The organism is Amycolatopsis sp. NPDC049159 (genome assembly GCF_040648295.1).
In the GTDB taxonomy this organism is placed as follows: Bacteria; Actinomycetota; Actinomycetes; order Mycobacteriales; family Pseudonocardiaceae; genus Amycolatopsis; species Amycolatopsis pretoriensis_A.
On record NZ_JBEZDL010000004.1, the window covers coordinates 39,179 to 56,182 of the forward strand.

The window sequence follows — 17,004 nt, forward strand, 5'->3', positions numbered from 1 at the left end:
GTGGGTGTGCTCGGCCAGGCCGAGGCACAGCACCGTGCCTGGGCGAGCGGGACGTTCGATTCGGTTGTGCTCCGGTCAGCTGGCCTTGTGGGTCAGTAGTCGGTGCGGTCGGCCTTGTCGAGCCAAGCCGCGAAGGGGGCGAAACCGTCCTTTGCGGACAGTTGCGTGACGGGGACCGTCCAGGTGTCGCGGGGACGGTCGAAGAGTTCGTAGAAGGCGCGGTCGTCGAAGCCGGCCTTGGCCGCGTCGTCGCGGTCGGCGGCGAAGAGGACCTTGCCGACGCGCGCCCACAGCGCCGAGGACAGGCACATCGGGCACGGCTCGCAGCTGGACACGAGCACGCAGCCGTCGAGCTTGAACGTGCCGAGTGCCTGGCAGGCCGCCCGGATCGCGACGACCTCGGCGTGCGCGGTCGGGTCGAGGTTGGCGGTGACGCGGTTGACGCCGGTCGAGACGATCTCGCCGTCCTTCACGATCAGCGCGCCGAAGGGGCCGCCGCCGTTCGCGACGTTGGTCTCCGCGATGCGGACGGCTTCGTCGAGCCATTCGGTCTCGGCGGAAATCGACGTGGTCATCTCAGGCTCCAGTGATGTGTTCGGGGCGGATGGGGACGCGCGGCAGCTCAAAGCCGGTGGCCGCGCGGATGGCGTTGGCGATCGCGGGGGTCGCCGAGATGGTCGGTGGTTCGCCGACGCCGCGGACGCCGTAGGGCGCGTGCGGGTCGGGCCGCTCGAGGACGTCGACGCGCATCGGCGGCATGTCGAGGATCGTCGGGATGAGGTAGTCGGTGAACGACGGGTTCCGCACCTTGCCGCCCTCGACCAGGATCTCCTCCATCACGGCGAGGCCGAGGCCCTGGGCCGAGCCGCCCTGGATCTGGGCGACGACGGCGTCGGGGTTCATCGCCTTGCCGACGTCCTGGGCGCAGTCGAGCTGCACGACCTTGACCAGGCCGAGATCGAGGTCGACGTCGACCACCGCGCGGTGGGCCGAGAAGCCGTACTGCACGTGGGCGTCACCCTGCCCGGTCTCCGGGTCCAGCGGGTAGGTGGGGCGGTGGTGGAACTCGCGGGTCTCCTCGATCGCGGCGTCGCCGAGCAGCTCGGCCAGGTCCGCGACGACTTCGCCGTCGGCCGCGACGACCTTCCCGCCCACCAGGGACATCCCTTCGGCGGACACGCCGAGCCGCGCGTACACCGCTTCGGCGACCGCGCGGCAGGCGTTGCGGACCGCGCCCCCGGTGACGTAGGTCTGGCGTGACGCCGAACTGGACCCGGCGTCACCGACGCTCGTGTCGGCCGGGTGCACGCTGACCCGCGTCAGGCCCAGCTCGGTGCGCGCGATCTGCTGCTGCAGGGTGACGAGTCCTTGCCCGACCTCGGCCGCGGCGGTGTGCACCATCGCGACCGCTTCGCCGCCGAGCACCTCCAGGCGGACGCGGGCGGTCGAGTAGTCGTCGAGCCCTTCGGCGTAGGAGATGTTCTTGATCGTGACGCCGTAGCCGACCCCGCGGACGACGCCTTCGCCGTGCGTGGTGTTGGACGCGCCGCCGGGCAGCTCGCGGATGTCGCGTTCGCCGGCCGGCTCGGGCGGCAGCGGCAGGTCGCGCACCCGCTGGACCAGCTCGGCGACCGGCGCCGGGAAGTCCACCACCTGGCCGGTGACCACAGTGGACCCTTCGCTCAGCGCGTTGCGGATCCGCAGTTCCGCTGGGTCCAGGTCCAAAGCGGACGCCAGTTTGTCCATCTGGGACTCGTAGGCGTAGGTCGGCTGGACCGCGCCGAGGCCGCGCATCGCGCCGCAGGTCGGGTTGTTGGTGTAAACGCCCCAACCCTCGATGTGCGCGTTCGGCACGTCGTAGGGACCGACGCTCAGGGTGGTGCCGTTGCCGACCACGACCGGGGTCTTGGACGCGTACGCGCCGCCGTCGAAGTACATCCGCGCCTTGACGTAGACGAGCTTGCCGTCGCGGGTGGCACCGTGCTCGTAGTACATCTTCGCCGGGTGGCGGTGGACGTGCCCGAAGAACGACTCCAGGCGGTTGTAGCTCATCTTCACCGGACGCCCGGTGCGCAGCGCGAGCATGCACGAGTGGATCTGCATGGACAGGTCCTCGCGGCCACCGAAGGCGCCGCCGACACCGGACAGCGTCAGCCGCACCTTCTCCAGCGGCAGGCCGAGGGCCTTGGCCGTCTGGCGCTGGTCGACGTGCAGCCACTGGGTGGCCAGGTAGAGGTCGACGCCGCCGTCCTCGGCCGGCACGGCGAGCCCGGACTCCGGGCCGAGGAACGCTTGGTCCTGCATGCCGATTTCGTAGACGCCCGAGACCACGACGTCCGCGGTCGCGGCCGGGTCGCCCTTGACGATCCGCTGGTGGCGGACCAGGTTCCCGTCCGCGTGCAGCTTCGGCAGGGTGTCGTCGTGCGCGGCCCGCTCGGGGTCGGTGATCGGCTCGAGGACGTCGTACTCGACGACGATCTCCTTGAGCGCCTGCCGCGCGATCTCCGGGTGGTCGGCGGCCAGGATGGCGATCGGCTCGCCCTGGTAGCGGACCAGGTCCGCGGCCAGCGCGGGGGTGTCCTGGTACTTGAGGCCGTAGACGTTCTCACCGGGTACGTCCTCGTGCGTGAGCACCGCGTGCACGCCGGGCTGGGCGAGTGCGCGGGAGACGTCGAGGCGGACGATCCGGGCGTGCGGGTGCGGGCTGCGCAGCGTGGCGCCCCACAGCATGTCCTCGTGCCACAGGTCCGAGGAGTAGGCGAACTCGCCGCGGACCTTGAGCGTGCCGTCCGGGCGCAGCGGGCTCTCGCCGATGCCACCGGCGATCGTGTCGTGCAGTTCCTGCGGCGAACGGGCCGGGGCGCTCATCGGACGGCCTTCTTCGCGGCGGCGTCGCGGACGGCGTCGAGGATCTTCTCGTACCCGGTGCAGCGGCAGAGGTTCCCGGCGAGGGCCTCGCGGATCTCGACGTCGCTCGGGTCCGGGACCCGCTCGATCAGGTCGTGCGCCGCGACCAGCAGGCCGGGCGTGCAGAACCCGCACTGGACGGCGCCGCGCTCGACGAACGACTCCTGGACCGGGTCGAGCTCGTCCCCCTCGGCCAGGCCCTCGACGGTGACGACGTCGCGGCCCTCGGCCTGCCCGGCCGCGACCAGGCAGGCGCACGCCGGGACGCCGTCGAGGTAGACCGTGCACGAACCGCATTCGCCCTGCTCACAGGCGTTCTTCGAGCCGGGGAGACCGAGCCGCTCGCGCAGCACGTAGAGCAGGCTCTCGCCTTCCCAGACGTTGTCCGCCCGGCGGTGCTCGCCGTTGACGGTGACGTTCACGCGCACTTCGCGCTCCCTTCGCAGTATTCGGTCCAGGCCCAGGTCAGCGTCCGCCGCGCCATGACCCCCAGTGCGTGGCGCCGGTAGGCCGCGCTGCCCCGGACGTCGTCGATCGGCGAGGCGGCCGCGGCGACCAGGTCGCCGAAGCGGCGCTTGACCGAGTCGTTCAGCGCCTTCGGGGCGTCCCAGTCCAGCTCGCCGGCCAGGAACTCCTCGGCTTCGACCGCCCGGCGCGGGGTGGGCGCGGCCGAGCCGACGCCGGTGCCGACCCGCCGGTCGGCCGGGTGCAGGGCCAGCCCGAACGCGGCGACCGCGATGACCATGGCGTTGCGCGTGCCGATCTTGCTGAACTGCTGGGGCCCGGTGGCCGGCTCCAGCAGCACCGCGGTGATCAGCTCGTCTTCGGCCAGGACGTTGCGCTTGACCCCCAGGTAGAAGTCCTTCGCCGCGACGACCCGGGTGCCGCGGACCGAGGCGATTTCGACCTCGGCACCGGCCGCCAGCAACGCCGGGTGGGCATCACCCGCGGGCGAAGCCGCGCCCAGATTGCCGCCCACGGAACCGCGGTTGCGGATCTGCGGGGACCCCACGGTCCGCGCGGCCATCGCCAGGCCGGGCAGCTGCGTGCCCAGTTCGGCGATGATCCGGGTGTAGGGCACGGCCGCGCCGATGCGGATCCGGCCGCCGTCGGTGCCGTGCTCGTGGAGCTCGGCGACGCGGCCGAGGTCGAGCAGGGCGCCGGGACGGCGGTGGTCGAAGTTGATCTCGACCATCACGTCCGTGCCGCCGGCGATCGGGACCGCACCGGGGTTCGCGGCACGCGCGGCGAGCGCGTCGGCCAGCGAGGCGGGTCGGAGGAATTCCACTGTGGACGTCCTTTCGGGGCTGCTTCGTGAAGGAGTACACACGCTCGGGTGTGGCCGGGACCACGGCAAAACCCCTGAAAGGCGGGTGAATTTACCGCCCGCGTTTGTACTTTCCGACAACCGCCTGATCCAGGGCGCGGAAAGGCCGCCGCACGAGGTCAGGGTCTCGCGCGGCGGCCGTGGTCACGCGGGTGTTACGCGGGTTCGAACTCGCGGACGGCGTCGAGGGCGGCACCCATGGCGGCGTTGCCCTCGCGTTCGATCATGATCTCCACCAGGACCGGGCGGCTGGTGCGCTCGGCCTCCTTGCGCGCCCACTCCAGCGACGTCCGGATCTCCCCCGGCTCGTGCACGCGGGTGCCGGAGCAGCCGTAGGCCTCCATGATCTTGACGTTGTCCGTGCCGTTCGCGTCGTAGTGGATGTCGACCTCGAAGTTCATGTCGTACCCGGTCTCGGCCTGGCGGATCAGGCCGAGGTACTCGTTGTTCAGCATGATCAGCACGAACCCGACGTCGTACTGGGCGGCCACCGCCAGCTCCTCGACGAGGAACTGGAACGAGTAGTCGCCGACCACGCCGACGACCTCGGCTCCGGGCCGCGCCTTCTTCACCCCGATCGCGGCGGGGATCTCCCAGCCGAGCGGGCCGGCCTGGCCGCACACCTGGTAGTGGCGCGGCTTGTGCGCCTGCTGGAACTGACCCGACCAGATCTGGTAGAGCCCGATCGCGGTGACGAAGTACGTGTCCTCGCCGAAGGTTTCGTTGATCTCCTTGAACACCCGCGGCGCCTTGATCGGCAGGGCGTCGAAGTCGTCGCGGCGGGGAAGCGCTTCCTTGAGCTCCGCGATGCGGCCGACCCACTCACGCCTCCGCGGGATTTCCCGCTTCTCCAGCGCCGCCAGCAGCGCGTCGAGGAACTCCCGCGTGTCCGAGACGATCCCGAGGTCGGGCCCGAACACCTTGCCCAGCTGCGTCGGCTCGATGTCGACGTGGATGAACTTCCGCTCCCCCCGGTACACCGACAGCTCGCCGGTGTGCCGGTCGCCGAACCGCGCGCCCAGCGCCAGCACCAGGTCCGACTCCAGGAAGGCCGCGTTCGCCCAGCGCTGCGACGTCTGGATGCCCGCCATCCCGGCGAACAGCTCGTGGCCCTCGGGGAAGCTGCCCTTGCCCATCAGCGTCACCTGCACCGGCACGTCCAGGCGCTCGGCCGCGGCGCGCAGCTGCTCGCTCGCCTCGCCGAGGACGACTCCGCCACCGGCCAGGATGATCGGGCGTTCGGCGGCCAGGAGCATTTCGAGGGCCCGCTCGACCCGCGCGGCCGCGGGCTTCACGGCGGTCACCGGCAGCGGCGAGTCGATCGACGAGTCCCACTCGATGTCCTGCTTCTGGACGTCGATCGGCAGGTCGATGAGCACCGGGCCGGGCCGGCCGGACCGGGCGACCCGGAAGGCCTCGCGGAAGATCCACGGCAGCTGCGCGGCTTCCTTGACCTGCACCGCCCACTTGGTGACCGGCTTGGCGATCTCGACGATGTCGACCGCCTGGAAGGCTTCCTGGTGCAGCTTCGTCGTGGCCGCCTGGCCGGTGATGCAGATCATCGGGATCGAGTCCGCGTGCGCGGTGTAGAGCCCGGTGATCATGTTGGTCCCGGCCGGGCCGGACGTGCCGATGGCGACGCCGACGTTGCCGTTCGTCCTCGCCCAGCCGTCGGCCATGTGCGTCGCGCCTTCTTCGTGGCGGACGATCAGGTGCTCGATCGCCCGGCCTTGCAGGGCGTTATACAGCGGGAGGATCGCGGCGCCGGGGCAGCCGAAGACGGTGTCGACGCCTTCGCTCTCCAGGACGTCGACGACCGCCTGCATCGCGGGGATTCTGGGCATGTCACACCTCCGCCGGGACGCGGCCCGACAACTGTTCGGCGACCTTCAGCAAGGCCGAGTGGTCCAGGGAGCCGTACCCCATGGCGCGGCCGGCGGCGACGAGCTGGGCGACCAGCCCGGTGAGCGGGAGCGCGACGTCGGCCTGCCGGGCGGCGGCCAGCGCGATCCCCATGTCCTTGTGGTGCAGGTCGATCCGGAACCCCGGCGCGAACTGGCGGTCCACCATGGACCTGCGCTTGAGCTCGAGGATCCGGCTGCCCGCCAGTCCCCCGGCGAGCACGTCGAGGCCGGTGGCGGCGTCCACACCGGACGCTTCGAGCAGCACGATCGCTTCGGCGACGAGCCCGTAGATCCCGCCGACGACGAGCTGGTTCGCGGCCTTGACGACCTGGCCGGCGCCGTGCGGGCCGACGTGCACGACGGTCTTGCCGACGGCGCCGAGCACCGGCTTGGCGGCCTCGAAGTCGTCCTCTGAACCACCGACCATGATGGACAGCGACGCCTGCTCGGCGCCCGCCTGGCCACCCGAGACGGGAGCGTCGAGCACGCGGATCTTCTTGTCCCGCGCGGCTTCGGCGACCGCGATCGACGTCTCGGGCCGGATGGTGCTCATGTCGATCAGCAGCGCGCCGGGCCCGGCGGCGTCGAGGACGCCACCGGCGGTCAGCACGACCTCCTCGACCTGCGGGTGGTTCGGCAGCATCGTGATCACGACGTCCGCGCCGGCCACCGCGTCGGCGACACCGGTCGCGGCGCGCCCGCCGGCGGCCGCGAGCTTCTCCCCCGCCGCCGCGTGGACGTCGTAGCCGGCGACGTCGTGCCCGGCCGCGACCAGGTGCGCGGCCATCGGGGCGCCCATCACGCCCAGTCCGATGAATCCCAGTTTCATGCTCGTCCCCTTCGGGTGATCGGCAGCCAGTCCAGTGACGCGAGGGTGTCGGGCTCCGGGACGTACTCGATCCCGACGAACCCGTCGTAGCCGGCGTCCTGCAGCTTCGCGAGGTGTCCCTCGATGTCCAGCGAGCCGGTGCCGGGCTGGTGGCGCCCGGGCGCGTCGGCGATCTGCACGTGCCCGATCCGGGCGATGTGCGTCGTCGGCAGCGCGTCCAGGTCGTCGCCGTTGACTGCCAGGTGGTACAGGTCGGCCAGCAGCCGCACGTTGTCGCGCCCGAGGTCGTCGAGCACGGCCACGGCGTCCGCGGCGGTCTTGAGCGGGTAGCGGTCCGCGCCGGAGAGCGGTTCGAGGACCAGCTGCGCACCGATCTTCGCGGCGGCTTCCGCGGCGCCGGCGAGGTGCACCAGGGCCAGGTCGTCCTGCTTGACGGGGTCTTCGCCGTCCAGCCGGTTGCCGTAGAGCGCGTTGAAGCTGCGGCAACCGGTGCGTTCGGCGATGTCCAGCGCGACAACGAGGCTGTCGGCGAACTCGGCTTCGCGGCCGAGCCAGGAGACCAGGCCCCGCTCCCCCGCCGCCATGTCCCCGGCGTAGAAGTTCAGCCCGCGCAGCCGGACGCCGTCCAGGCTCTTCACGAAGGCGTCCACCTCGTCCCGCGCGGGTACGGCGGCCTCGAACGGCCACCAGTACTCGACGTCGGTGAAGCCCGCCGCCCGCGCGGCCGCCGCGCGCTCGAGGAGGGGGACCTCCTTGAACAGCAGCGACAGGTTGACGACGTACGGCAGGGAGTGCTCGGGCATCGCTACCTCAAATTTCGCTATCCGGAATTTTTCTTTCGCATATCGAGAATAGCTGCCGGACAGGTCCGAGGTCAACGCTCGCGTCGGCGACCGCTCGTTACGCTGGCGCCGAACCACAGGGGGAAAGACCGTGACCGGAACGCGTGCCGCGGTCGTCGAGAAACTCGAGCGGGCGGCCGCCGACCCGCGGCTGCGCGACTCGTTCGGCGCCGGCCACCACCGCTACCGGCTGAACGCGGTCCTGCCCGAGCACGAGGTCGCGGCGTTCGAGGCGGCGCACGGCATCCGCTTGCCCGAGAGCTACCGCGCGTTCCTGCTCGAGGTCGGCGACGGTGGTGCGGGCCCGGGTTACGGGCTGCTCCGGCTCGCCGACGCCTACGCGGAGGTGTCCGGCTCGTTCCCCGGGCACCTCCGCGCACCGAGCCCGTTCCGGCCGGGCCAGTGGTACGAGAACGAGTGGTGGGACGCCTTCTGGGGGCCGCACGACCGGCCCGACCCGGTCCAGGGCACGCTCGCGGTCGTCCACCACGGCTGCACCGGGTACACGCACCTCGTCGTGTCCGGCCCGGGCCGCGGGCGGCTGGTCAACCTCGACCTCAACGGTGTGCCCGCCCCGTACGTCCTGGAGGACGAGAGCTTCCTCGTGTGGTACCACCGCTGGCTCGACGAGTCGCTGGCCGGGTGCTCCGTGTCGGCGTTCGGCCACAAGCTCCCCGGTCGCGAAGCCGCCCTGCTCACCGTCCTCAATGAAGATCCGGATCTGCGACGGCGAGCCAAGGCCGCGTATTCGGTGGCCTGCTTGCCCTCGACCGGCCAGGAGGCGGCCGTGGCGTTCGCCGCCGCGTCCGCCGATCCGGATGCCCGGGTGCGCGTGGCGGCACTGGCGGCCGCCCGGGCGGTGAAGGCGGCGGTGGCCCCCGCCGCCCGCGCCACGCTGACCGACTCCGACCCCGCCGTACGGGCCGAAGCGATCCACGTCCTCGCCGCGCTGGGCGTCCCGGATCTCGCCGCCCGGGCCCGGGCGCTCCTCGCCGACCCCGACCCCGGCGTGGCCTGGCAGACGATGCGGGCGTTGACCGCTTCCGGCGAACTCCTCGTCACGGACCTGGCACCCCTGCTCGCCCGGCCCGATCCGGGCACCCGCGCGTCCGCCGCCTGGCACCTCGTCGATGCCGGCGGGGACGCGACAGCGCTGCTGGAGTCGGCGCTGGACGACGAGGACCCCCACGTGCGGATCCAGGCCGTGCAGACCGTGGACCGCCGGAACGAACGTTCCCTCCTCCGGGCGTTGCGCCGCCGCAAGGCCGTCGAGCGGCACCCCACCGTGCTCCTCAACCTCGACCGCGTTACTTCGGCGTGGTCCTAACGGTTCTGGACGTGCTGCCAGCCGAACCGGCCCTTGATGCAGAGGTTGCCGTGCGTCACCGAGCTCTCGTGCGGTGAAGTCACCTTCACGATCTCGTTGTCCTGGACGTGCAGCGTCAGGTTGCAGCCGACGCCGCAGAACGTGCAGACCGTCGTCGTCGCCGTCTGGCGGGACTCGTCCCAGGTGCCGTCCTCGCGCTTGTCGTACTCGCGTTTGAAGCTGAGCGCCCCGGTCGGGCACACCTCCACGCAGTTGCCGCAGTAGACGCACGCGCTCTCGGGGAGCGGGTTCGAGAACTCCGTCGAGATCCGCGCGTCGAAACCCCGGCCCGCCACGGTGATCGCGAACGAGTTCTGCCACTGCTCGCCGCACGCGTCGACGCACTTGTAGCAGAGGATGCACTTCCCGTAGTCCCGCACGTACAGCTCGTTGTCCACAATGGCCGGCTGGGCGACCGTCGCCGCGTCCGGGCCGAAGCGGTCCGGGTCCGCACCCGTTTCCGCCAGCCACTCCGCGACGCCGGGCGTGGTCGAGAGGTCGGTCGCGGAGGCCAGCAGTTCGAGGACGACCTTGCGGCTGGTGCGCGTCCGCTCGGAGCCGGTGTGCACGACCATGCCCGGTTCGGCCTTGCGGGAGCACGACGGCACCAGCGTCCGCGAGCCCTCGACCTCCACCATGCAGACGCGGCAGGCGTTCGCCGGTTCGAGGGTGTCGCCGTAGCACAGCGTCGGGATGTCCGTGCCCGTCGCCGTGCACGCGTCGAGGATCGTCGAGCCCTCGGGAACGCGGACGGTCCGGCCGTCCACAGTGAACTCGACGAGCCGTCGCGGGATCCCGATGTCCACGATGGTCATCCCAGTTCCCCCAGCCGGTCGATCGCGGATTCGATGGCGTTCCACGCGGTCTGGCCCAGACCGCAGATCGACGAGTCCCGCATCACCCCGCCCACCTCGCGCAGCAGCGCCCGTTCGTCCGAGCCCGCCGCCAGGTAGCGGTGGATCGCCTTCTCCTGCCGGACCGTCCCGATCCGGCACGGGACGCACTGCCCGCACGACTCGTCGCGGAAGAACTCCGCGATCCGCAGCAGGAAGCCACCGAGGTCGGCCAGGTCGTCGAGGACCAGGACGACGCCCGAGCCGAGCGTCGTCTTCGCCGCCCGCGCGTCCTCCATGGTCAGCGGCAGGTCCAGCTCGTCGGGCCGGACGAACCCGCCCGCCGCGCCGCCGAGCAGGATCGCGCGCAGCGACCGGCCTTCGGGCACGCCCCCGGCCAGGGCGAGCAGCTCCCGCAGGGTCGTGCCGAACGGCACTTCGTAGACGCCGGGGCGTTCGACGTTGCCGGACAGGCAGAACAGCTTCGGCCCCGCCGAGGCCTCGGTGCCGATCGCCCGGTAGGCGGCCGCGCCCCCGGTGAGGATCAGCGGCACGTTCACCAGGGTCTCGACGTTGTTGACGACCGTCGGCTTGCCGAAGAGCCCCTTCTCGACGGGGAACGGCGGCTTCGTGCGGGGCTCGCCGCGGAAGCCCTCGATGGAGTTGAAGATCGCCGTCTCTTCGCCGCAGATGTACGCGCCGGCGCCGCGGCGGATCTCGATGTCGAACGAGAACCCGGGGTGCCCCATGATGTCCGTGCCGAGGAAGCCGCGTTCCCGGCAAACCGCCACTGCGTTGCGCAGCAACCGCAGCGCTCGCGGGTATTCGCCGCGCAGGTACACGTAGCCCCGCCGGGCGCCGATCGCGAACGCGGCGATCGTCATCGCCTCCACCAGCGCGAACGGGTCGCCTTCGAGCAGCACCCGGTCCTTGAACGTGCCGGGTTCGCTCTCGTCGGCGTTGCACACCAGGTAGTGCGGCCCGGCGGGCTGCGCGGCCGTGGCGGCCCACTTGCGCCCGGTCGGGAACGCCGCCCCGCCGCGGCCGAGCAAGCCGGCGTCGGTGACCTCGCGCAGCACCGCGGCCTCCCCCATCCGCAGGGCGTTCCGCAGTGCCGCGTAGCCCCCGGTCGCGCGGTAGCCGTCCAAACTGGACGGATCGACGACGCCGACGCGGCGCAGCAGCCGGAGGCCGTCCTTCTGGTGGATCAGCGGCGGCGAACCGTCCGAAGCGGACGGTTCGCGCTGGGCGGCCAGCACGGCCGACGCCCCGGTGGCCGGGGCGACCAGCTCGGTGGTGGCCGGGTCGCCGGCCTGGAACGTCAGCGCCGCGGGGGCCCGTTCGCACACGCCGAGGCACGGACCGCGCAGCCACGTGACCCCGCCGCGCGCCTTCCCCGCGGCGCCGACGTGCTCGGTGAGGACGTCGCACACCGTCTCCGCGCCCTTGACCCGGCACGCCAGGTCGGTGCACACGTGCACGACCCGCTCCGGGCGTTCCTCGAGCGCGAACAGCGAGTAGAAGCTGGCGACGCCGTACGCGTCGGCGGGCGGCACGTGCAGCGTCTCGCAGATCAGGTTCAGCGCGCCCCGGCTGAGCCAGCCGACCCGGTCGTTGACCGCGTGCAGCGCGGGCAGCAGCTGGTCGCGGCCGCCGCCCGCGAACCCGGCGACCGCTTCCTCCTCTTCACGCGACGCGACGGCGTCCAGGAGCTTGAGGTCCACTTCAGACTCCCGGCTCGGAGAGCTTGTCGACGCGGATGGCCGCGGCCTTGTACTCCGCGGTCCCGGCGATCGGGCAGGTCGCCTCGATGGTGATGACGTTGACGTCGACCTCGTCCGGGAAGTGGAAGGTCATGAACGCCAGCCCCGGCTTCAGGCCCTTGTCGAGCCGGACGGGCGCGACGATTTCCCCGCGCCGCGAAGAGATCCGGACCAGCTCGTCGGGTCCGACCCCCAGTGATCGCGCGTCCTCCGGGCACAGGTCGAGGGTCTCGCCCTGCCGCAGCGGCGACGGGAACCCGCCCGACTGGACGCCGGTGTTGTAGGAGTCCAGCCGCCGCCCGGTGGTGAGCCGGATCGGGAACTCCTCGGACAGCAGGTCGACCGGCGGGCTGTGCTCGAGCACGGTGAACGGCGCCAGCCGGCCGCGCTCGGCCGGGTCCTCGGCCCACAGCCGCCCGTGCAGGAACGTCGGTTCCAGGGTGTCCTCGGAGAAGCACGGCCACTGGATCCCGCCGAGTTCTTCGAGGCGTGCGTACGACATCCCGGCGTGCATCGGCGAGAGCGAGCGCAGCTCGTCCCAGACCTCTTCGCCGCCGGTGTAGTGCCAGTCGTGGCCGAGCCGGCGGGCCAGCTCCGACAGCAGCTCGATGTCGTCGCGCGCGCCTTCCGGCGGTTCGAGGGCCTTGCGGACGCGTTGGACCCGCCGTTCGGAGTTGGTGAACGTGCCGTCGCTTTCGCACCAGGCCGCCGACGCCGGCAGCACGACGTCGGCCAGCTGCGCGGTCTTGGTGAGGAAGATGTCCTGCACCACGAGCTGGTCGACGTTGGCCAGCCGCTTGATCGTGTGCTCGCAGTCCGCTTCGGACTGGACCGGGTTCTCGCCGATGATGTACACGCAGGTCAGGTCGCCGCGTTCCATCGCGTCGAGCATCTGCGTGAGGTTGAGGCCCTGGTGCGGCGGGATGGCCGAGCCCCAGGCCGCGTCGAACTTCGCGCGGACGCCGGCGTCGAGGACGTCCTGGAAGCCGGGCAGCCGGTCCGGGATGGCACCCATGTCGCCGCCGCCCTGGACGTTGTTCTGCCCGCGCAACGGGTTCAGCCCGGCCCCGTAGCGGCCCACCTGACCGGCCAGCAGGGACAGGTTGATCAGCGACAGGACGTTGTCGGTGCCGTTGTGGTGCTCGGTGATCCCGAGCGTCCACGACAGCTGGCCGCGATCGGCCCGGGCGTAGGTGTGGGCGAGCTCCTCGATCAGCTCGGCCGGCACGCCGGTGGTCTTCTCGGCGACCTCCAGGGTCCACGGCTCGACCGACGCGGCGAATTCTTCGAACCCTTCGGTGGCCCGCTCGATGAACGCACGATTCGCCAGTCCGGAGTGGATGATCTCCCGCGCGATCGCGTGCGCGAGCGGGATGTCGGTGCCGACCTCCAGCTGCAGCTGCCGGTGCGCCCAGCTCGCGGTGCTCGTCCGGCGCGGGTCGACGACGAAGAGCTTCGCTCCCTTGTGGACGGCCTTGAGCACGTGCTGGAAGAAGATCGGGTGCGCCTCGCGCGGGTTGCCGCCCCAGATCACGATGACGTCGGCGTCCTCGATCTCCTGGTACGACGACGTCCCGCCGCCGCTGTCGAACACCCGCGCCAGGCCGGCCACGCTCGGCGCGTGGCACGTGCGGTTGCACGAGTCGACGTTGTTCGTGCCGATCACCGCGCGGGTGAACTTCTGCGCGACGAAGTTCATCTCGTTGGTCGCGCGGGCGCACGAGAACATCCCGAACGCCTCGGGCCCCTTGGCTTCGAGGGTCCGGCGGATCCCGGCGGCGGCCCGGTCGAGGGCCTCCTCCCAGGTCGCCGGCCGCAGGACGCCGGAGTCTCGCACGAGTGGCCGGGTGAGCCGGACGTACGGCTCGGTGTTCTTGCGCTTCACGGGGTACCTCCGGTTCAGTGCGACCCGACGGGGACGGGCGTCGTGCTGGTGTGGCCGAGCAGGCCGATGGCGGCGTGGACGTGGCGCAGCGCCGGCGCGGGGACGCCGGTCAGCGCCGCCAGCTCGACGACGGCGCCGATGATCGCGTCGGTCTCGAGCGGCTTGCCGGCTTCGAGGTCCTGCAGCATCGACGTCTTGTGGTGGCCGACGCGCCAGGCGCCGTCGATGCGCTTCTCGACCGAGACCTGCGGGTCGCTGCCCGCGGCGCGGGCGATGGCGAGGGTTTCGGTCATCATCGTGGCGACGAGCGCGCGCGTGTCGTCGTGCTCGCACATCTGCGCCATGGTCGCCCGGGTCAGTGCGGACAGCGGGTTGAAGGCGACGTTGCCCATCAGCTTGACCCAGATGTCGGTGCGCAGGTCGGGTTCGACCGGCGCCTTGAGCCCGCCGGCGATCATCGCCGCGCTGAGCACCTTGCAGCGCGCGGAGATCTCGCCGTCCGGCTCGCCGAGGGAGAACCGGGTGCCTTCGAGGTGCCGGATCACGCCCGGCTCCTCGATGACCGTCGAGCAGTAGACGACGCAGCCGATGGCGCGACGCAGCTCGAGCACCTCGGTCACCGAGCCGCCGGGGTCGACGGCCTCGACCCGCCGTCCTTCGAGCGGGTGACCGGTGAGGCCGTGGAAGTACCACCACGGGATGCCGTTCTGCGCGGCCACGATCGCCGTCTCGGGACCGAGCAGCGGTGCGAGCAGCGGCCCGCACGAGGCGTAGGAGTTGGCCTTGAGGCCCAGGAAGACGAAGTCGACCCCGCCGACTTCGGCCGGATCGTCCGTGACGTGGGGGTGCGCGGTGAAGTCGCCGCGCGGGCTGAGCACGCGGACGCCGTGCTCGCGCATCGCCGCGAGGTGGGCCCGCCGGGCGATCAGGTGCACCTCGGTCCCGCCGCGGTGCAGCGCGGCCCCGACGTAGGCACCGATCGCCCCGGCCCCGAGAACAGCCACCTTCATGATGTGCCTCCCGCTTCGGTCGAGCACGTTATTGCATACAGTATCCTGGATCCACGGCGCTGACCAGGGGTGCACTCCTCGCGGGGAAAACTCCCCAGCGGGTGAGAGTCTGGGATTTTGCATACCAAAACCTGTATCCTGATCGCAGAAGATCGCTTTCCTCTCCCCTTCGAGGTGTCCCGTGAGCCAGCCCGCATCCCCGCTTCCAGAGCGCGGCCCGTCCGGCCGCCGCACGGCCAAGGGCTCGCTCAGCTCGACCGCCGCCAAGCGCGTCGAACGGCCCGCGCCGCTGCGGCAGGTCGTCTACGAAGCCCTCGCCGAGCTGATCATCAACCGCACCCTCGAACCCGGGCAGCACCTGGTCGAAGCCGACCTGGCGGAGTACCTGGGCGTCAGCAGGCAGCCCGTCCGCGAAGCCCTGCAGCGGTTGCAGAGCGAGGGCTGGGTCGACCTCCGCCCGGCGCAGGGTGCGTTCGTGCACCTGCCGACCGACGAGGAGGCCGACCAGCTGCTGAGCGTCCGCAGCGTGCTGGAGACGCACTCCGCGAAGCTCGCCGCCGGCAACGCCACCCCGCAGGACGTCCGGCGCCTGTGGGACCTGCAGCAGGTCGGCGTCCAGGCCCTGCACGCCGACGACACCGAAGGCCTGGTCGCGGCCAACGCCGCCCTCCACGCGTTCATCACGCAGCTGTCGGGGAACGCCGTGCTGGCGGAACTGATCGGCCTGGTCGACCGCCGGGTCCGCTGGTACTACACGCCGATCGCCCGGCCCCGCGGCCGCGACGCGTGGAACGAGCACGACGAGCTGATCCACGCGATCTCCGACGGGGACACCGAAGCCGCGGAGCAGATCATGGCCAAGCACACCGAACGGACGCGCCAGGCCTACCACGAACGCCCGGAGGCTCCCCGGTCCTGATGGCCGCGGGACCGGGGAGCGAACCGGTGCTCAGCCGCCGGCGGCGGCTGAAGGCCGCGCCACCAGCTCGGTTTCGGCGAGCTGGTGGCGCGGCCGGCCGGGCTGGCGCAGGAAGAGCGTCAGCACCGCCGAAAGGAGCGCGATGCACCCGGCGAGGACGTACGCTCCCGTGTAACCCCACGCGCTGATGACGCCCGCGGCGAGCCCGCCGCCGCCGACGCCGCCCACGAGCTTCGCGCTGTAGACCAGGCCGTAGTTCGACGCGTTGTTGTTTTCGCCGAAGTAGTCCGGCACGAGCGCCGCGAACAGCGGGTAGAACGCCCCGCCGCCGAACCCGGTCAGGAACGCGAACACCATGAACAGGAACAGGTTGTGCGTGTTCCCGGCGTACAGCACGCCGAACTGCGCGCCGGCCGCGATGACCAGCACCACGGTGAGCGTCTGCCGTCGCCCGATCCTGTCCGACGCCCAGCCGACGACCGCGCGGCCGGTGCCGTTCACGATCGCCAGCACGCCGGCCGAGGAAGCCGCGACGAACGCGCCGAAGTGGCTTTCCTTGGCGAAGGGCACCTGGAAGTTGATGCCGAACAGCGAGACCCCGCCGATGATCACCAGGCACACCCACATCAGCGGGAGCATGCCGGTCCGGATCGCCTCGACCGGGGTGAACTGCCGGACCGCCGGCGGGTTCTTGGCGAGGCTCTTGACCCCGGACTTGTTCTTCGCCCAGGTGAGCGGGTCGATCTCCTTCGGCCACCAGCTCTTCGGCGGGTCCTTGAACAGGAACCCGCAGACGCCGACGACGATCAGCATGTAGAGACCGATCCCGTCCAGCACCCCGGTGACGTTCTCGTGCCCGAGGAACGCGCTGAACAGGTAGATGAACGGCACCGAACCGTAGGCGAAGCCGCCGTTGACGAACCCGGTCCGCGCGCCGCGCTTCTCCGGGTACCACTTGCCGACCATGTTGATGCAGGTCGCGTACACGAGCCCGGCGCCGGTGCCGCCGAGCACCGAGTAGCCGATGAACGCCACCGTCAGGTTCCCGCTGTGCGCGATGGTGAAGTAGCCGATGCCGCTGCACACCGCGCCGGCCAGCATGGCCGTCTTCGCCGAGACGATGTTCTTCTCCCGGAGCCGTCCGGCCGGGAACGCCACCCCGGCCTGGAACACCGCCCAGATGCTCGCCAGCCAGAACGCGTCCGACAGCGTCCAGCCGTACTTCTCCTCCAGGGTGCCTTCGACGGCCCCCCAGCCGTACTCGAACACGCTGACCGCCATCATGGCGATCCAGGGCAGCCAGACCATGAAGCTCCGGGAGCGCCCCATGATGTCGTGCGGTGACTCCCCTACCCGGTAGGTTCTGCCGTTCTCGTCAACTATCTCCCGGTAAGTGGCTGCAGTCATGGAAGTTCTCCT

Annotated in this window: 14 protein-coding genes; 2 read left to right on the forward strand and 12 right to left on the reverse strand. The window is 71.3% G+C overall.

Going from position 1 to position 17,004, the window contains the following annotated elements; all coding sequences use genetic code 11:
* Positions 1-92 precede the first annotated feature (92 nt).
* From AB0B33_RS09145 to AB0B33_RS09175, 7 genes are all read right to left on the reverse strand, one after another.
* Positions 93-575: a nucleoside deaminase gene (locus AB0B33_RS09145; RefSeq protein ID WP_360768727.1), complete on the reverse strand. Its 483-nt coding sequence runs from the start codon at positions 573-575 to the stop codon at positions 93-95.
* A 1-nt stretch (position 576) separates the two neighbouring features.
* On the reverse strand, positions 577-2,868 hold the full coding sequence (pucD, locus tag AB0B33_RS09150; protein WP_360768730.1) for a xanthine dehydrogenase subunit D: 2,292 nt from the start codon (positions 2,866-2,868) through the stop codon (positions 577-579).
* A complete protein-coding gene (locus AB0B33_RS09155; RefSeq protein ID WP_247023444.1) occupies positions 2,865-3,335 on the reverse strand; it encodes a (2Fe-2S)-binding protein in 471 nt (156 codons plus the stop codon). Before AB0B33_RS09155 ends, pucD begins: the two co-directional genes overlap by 4 nt.
* Positions 3,326-4,195 carry an FAD binding domain-containing protein gene (locus AB0B33_RS09160; RefSeq protein ID WP_360768733.1) on the reverse strand — a complete coding sequence of 290 codons (870 nt, stop codon included), beginning with the start codon at positions 4,193-4,195 and terminating at the stop codon, positions 3,326-3,328. Before AB0B33_RS09160 ends, AB0B33_RS09155 begins: the two co-directional genes overlap by 10 nt.
* 194 nt (positions 4,196-4,389) lie before the next feature.
* Positions 4,390-6,078 (reverse strand): glyoxylate carboligase, encoded by a 1,689-nt coding sequence (gcl, locus tag AB0B33_RS09165; protein WP_360768736.1) that lies wholly within the window; start codon positions 6,076-6,078, stop codon positions 4,390-4,392.
* A gap of 1 nt (position 6,079) precedes the next feature.
* Positions 6,080-6,967, reverse strand: a complete 888-nt coding sequence (locus tag AB0B33_RS09170) for an NAD(P)-binding domain-containing protein (RefSeq protein ID WP_360768739.1) — start codon at positions 6,965-6,967, stop codon at positions 6,080-6,082.
* A complete protein-coding gene (locus AB0B33_RS09175; protein WP_360768742.1) occupies positions 6,964-7,770 on the reverse strand; it encodes a TIM barrel protein in 807 nt (268 codons plus the stop codon). The genes AB0B33_RS09170 and AB0B33_RS09175 overlap by 4 nt, the downstream gene beginning before the upstream one ends.
* A 130-nt stretch (positions 7,771-7,900) precedes the next feature.
* On the opposite strand from AB0B33_RS09175, the gene AB0B33_RS09180 reads away from it, so the two are divergent.
* Entirely contained in the window at positions 7,901-9,136 is a 1,236-nt protein-coding gene (locus tag AB0B33_RS09180) for a HEAT repeat domain-containing protein (protein ID WP_360768745.1), read from the forward strand.
* Here AB0B33_RS09180 and AB0B33_RS09185 read toward each other — a convergent pair.
* The 4 genes from AB0B33_RS09185 to AB0B33_RS09200 are packed head-to-tail and all read right to left on the reverse strand — an operon-like array spanning position 9,133 to position 14,666.
* Positions 9,133-9,990 (reverse strand): 2Fe-2S iron-sulfur cluster-binding protein, encoded by an 858-nt coding sequence (locus tag AB0B33_RS09185; RefSeq protein WP_360768748.1) that lies wholly within the window; start codon positions 9,988-9,990, stop codon positions 9,133-9,135. The genes AB0B33_RS09180 and AB0B33_RS09185 overlap by 4 nt on opposite strands.
* Positions 9,987-11,732, reverse strand: a complete 1,746-nt coding sequence (locus AB0B33_RS09190) for an NAD(P)H-dependent oxidoreductase subunit E (RefSeq protein WP_360768751.1) — start codon at positions 11,730-11,732, stop codon at positions 9,987-9,989. The genes AB0B33_RS09185 and AB0B33_RS09190 overlap by 4 nt, the downstream gene beginning before the upstream one ends.
* A 1-nt stretch (position 11,733) precedes the next feature.
* On the reverse strand, positions 11,734-13,656 hold the full coding sequence (locus AB0B33_RS09195) for a molybdopterin-dependent oxidoreductase (protein ID WP_360768754.1): 1,923 nt from the start codon (positions 13,654-13,656) through the stop codon (positions 11,734-11,736).
* 14 nt (positions 13,657-13,670) lie between these two features.
* The gene (locus tag AB0B33_RS09200) at positions 13,671-14,666 is read right to left on the reverse strand and encodes a 2-dehydropantoate 2-reductase (RefSeq protein ID WP_360768756.1); all 996 of its coding nucleotides are present in this window, start codon (positions 14,664-14,666) and stop codon (positions 13,671-13,673) included.
* Between the two features lie 181 nt (positions 14,667-14,847).
* Between AB0B33_RS09200 and AB0B33_RS09205 the strand changes: the two genes are divergently transcribed.
* Entirely contained in the window at positions 14,848-15,585 is a 738-nt protein-coding gene (locus AB0B33_RS09205) for a GntR family transcriptional regulator (RefSeq protein ID WP_281506294.1), read from the forward strand.
* A 30-nt stretch (positions 15,586-15,615) separates the two neighbouring features.
* Here AB0B33_RS09205 and AB0B33_RS09210 read toward each other — a convergent pair whose 3' ends face one another.
* Positions 15,616-16,992 carry an OFA family MFS transporter gene (locus tag AB0B33_RS09210; protein ID WP_360768760.1) on the reverse strand — a complete coding sequence of 459 codons (1,377 nt, stop codon included), beginning with the start codon at positions 16,990-16,992 and terminating at the stop codon, positions 15,616-15,618.
* Positions 16,993-17,004: the final 12 nt, after the last annotated feature.

What these genes read in the sequence shown, in the direction of transcription:
- AB0B33_RS09145 (WP_360768727.1), bottom strand. Translation starts at nt 575, where the DNA reads ATGACCACGTCGATTTCCGCCGAGACCGAATGGCTCGACGAAGCCGTC.
- pucD (WP_360768730.1), bottom strand. Translation starts at nt 2,868, where the DNA reads ATGAGCGCCCCGGCCCGTTCGCCGCAGGAACTGCACGACACGATCGCC.
- gcl (WP_360768736.1), bottom strand. Translation starts at nt 6,078, where the DNA reads ATGCCCAGAATCCCCGCGATGCAGGCGGTCGTCGACGTCCTGGAGAGC.
- AB0B33_RS09170 (WP_360768739.1), bottom strand. Translation starts at nt 6,967, where the DNA reads ATGAAACTGGGATTCATCGGACTGGGCGTGATGGGCGCCCCGATGGCC.
- AB0B33_RS09175 (WP_360768742.1), bottom strand. Translation starts at nt 7,770, where the DNA reads ATGCCCGAGCACTCCCTGCCGTACGTCGTCAACCTGTCGCTGCTGTTC.
- AB0B33_RS09185 (WP_360768748.1), bottom strand. Translation starts at nt 9,990, where the DNA reads ATGACCATCGTGGACATCGGGATCCCGCGACGGCTCGTCGAGTTCACT.
- AB0B33_RS09200 (WP_360768756.1), bottom strand. Translation starts at nt 14,666, where the DNA reads ATGAAGGTGGCTGTTCTCGGGGCCGGGGCGATCGGTGCCTACGTCGGG.
- AB0B33_RS09210 (WP_360768760.1), bottom strand. Translation starts at nt 16,992, where the DNA reads ATGACTGCAGCCACTTACCGGGAGATAGTTGACGAGAACGGCAGAACC.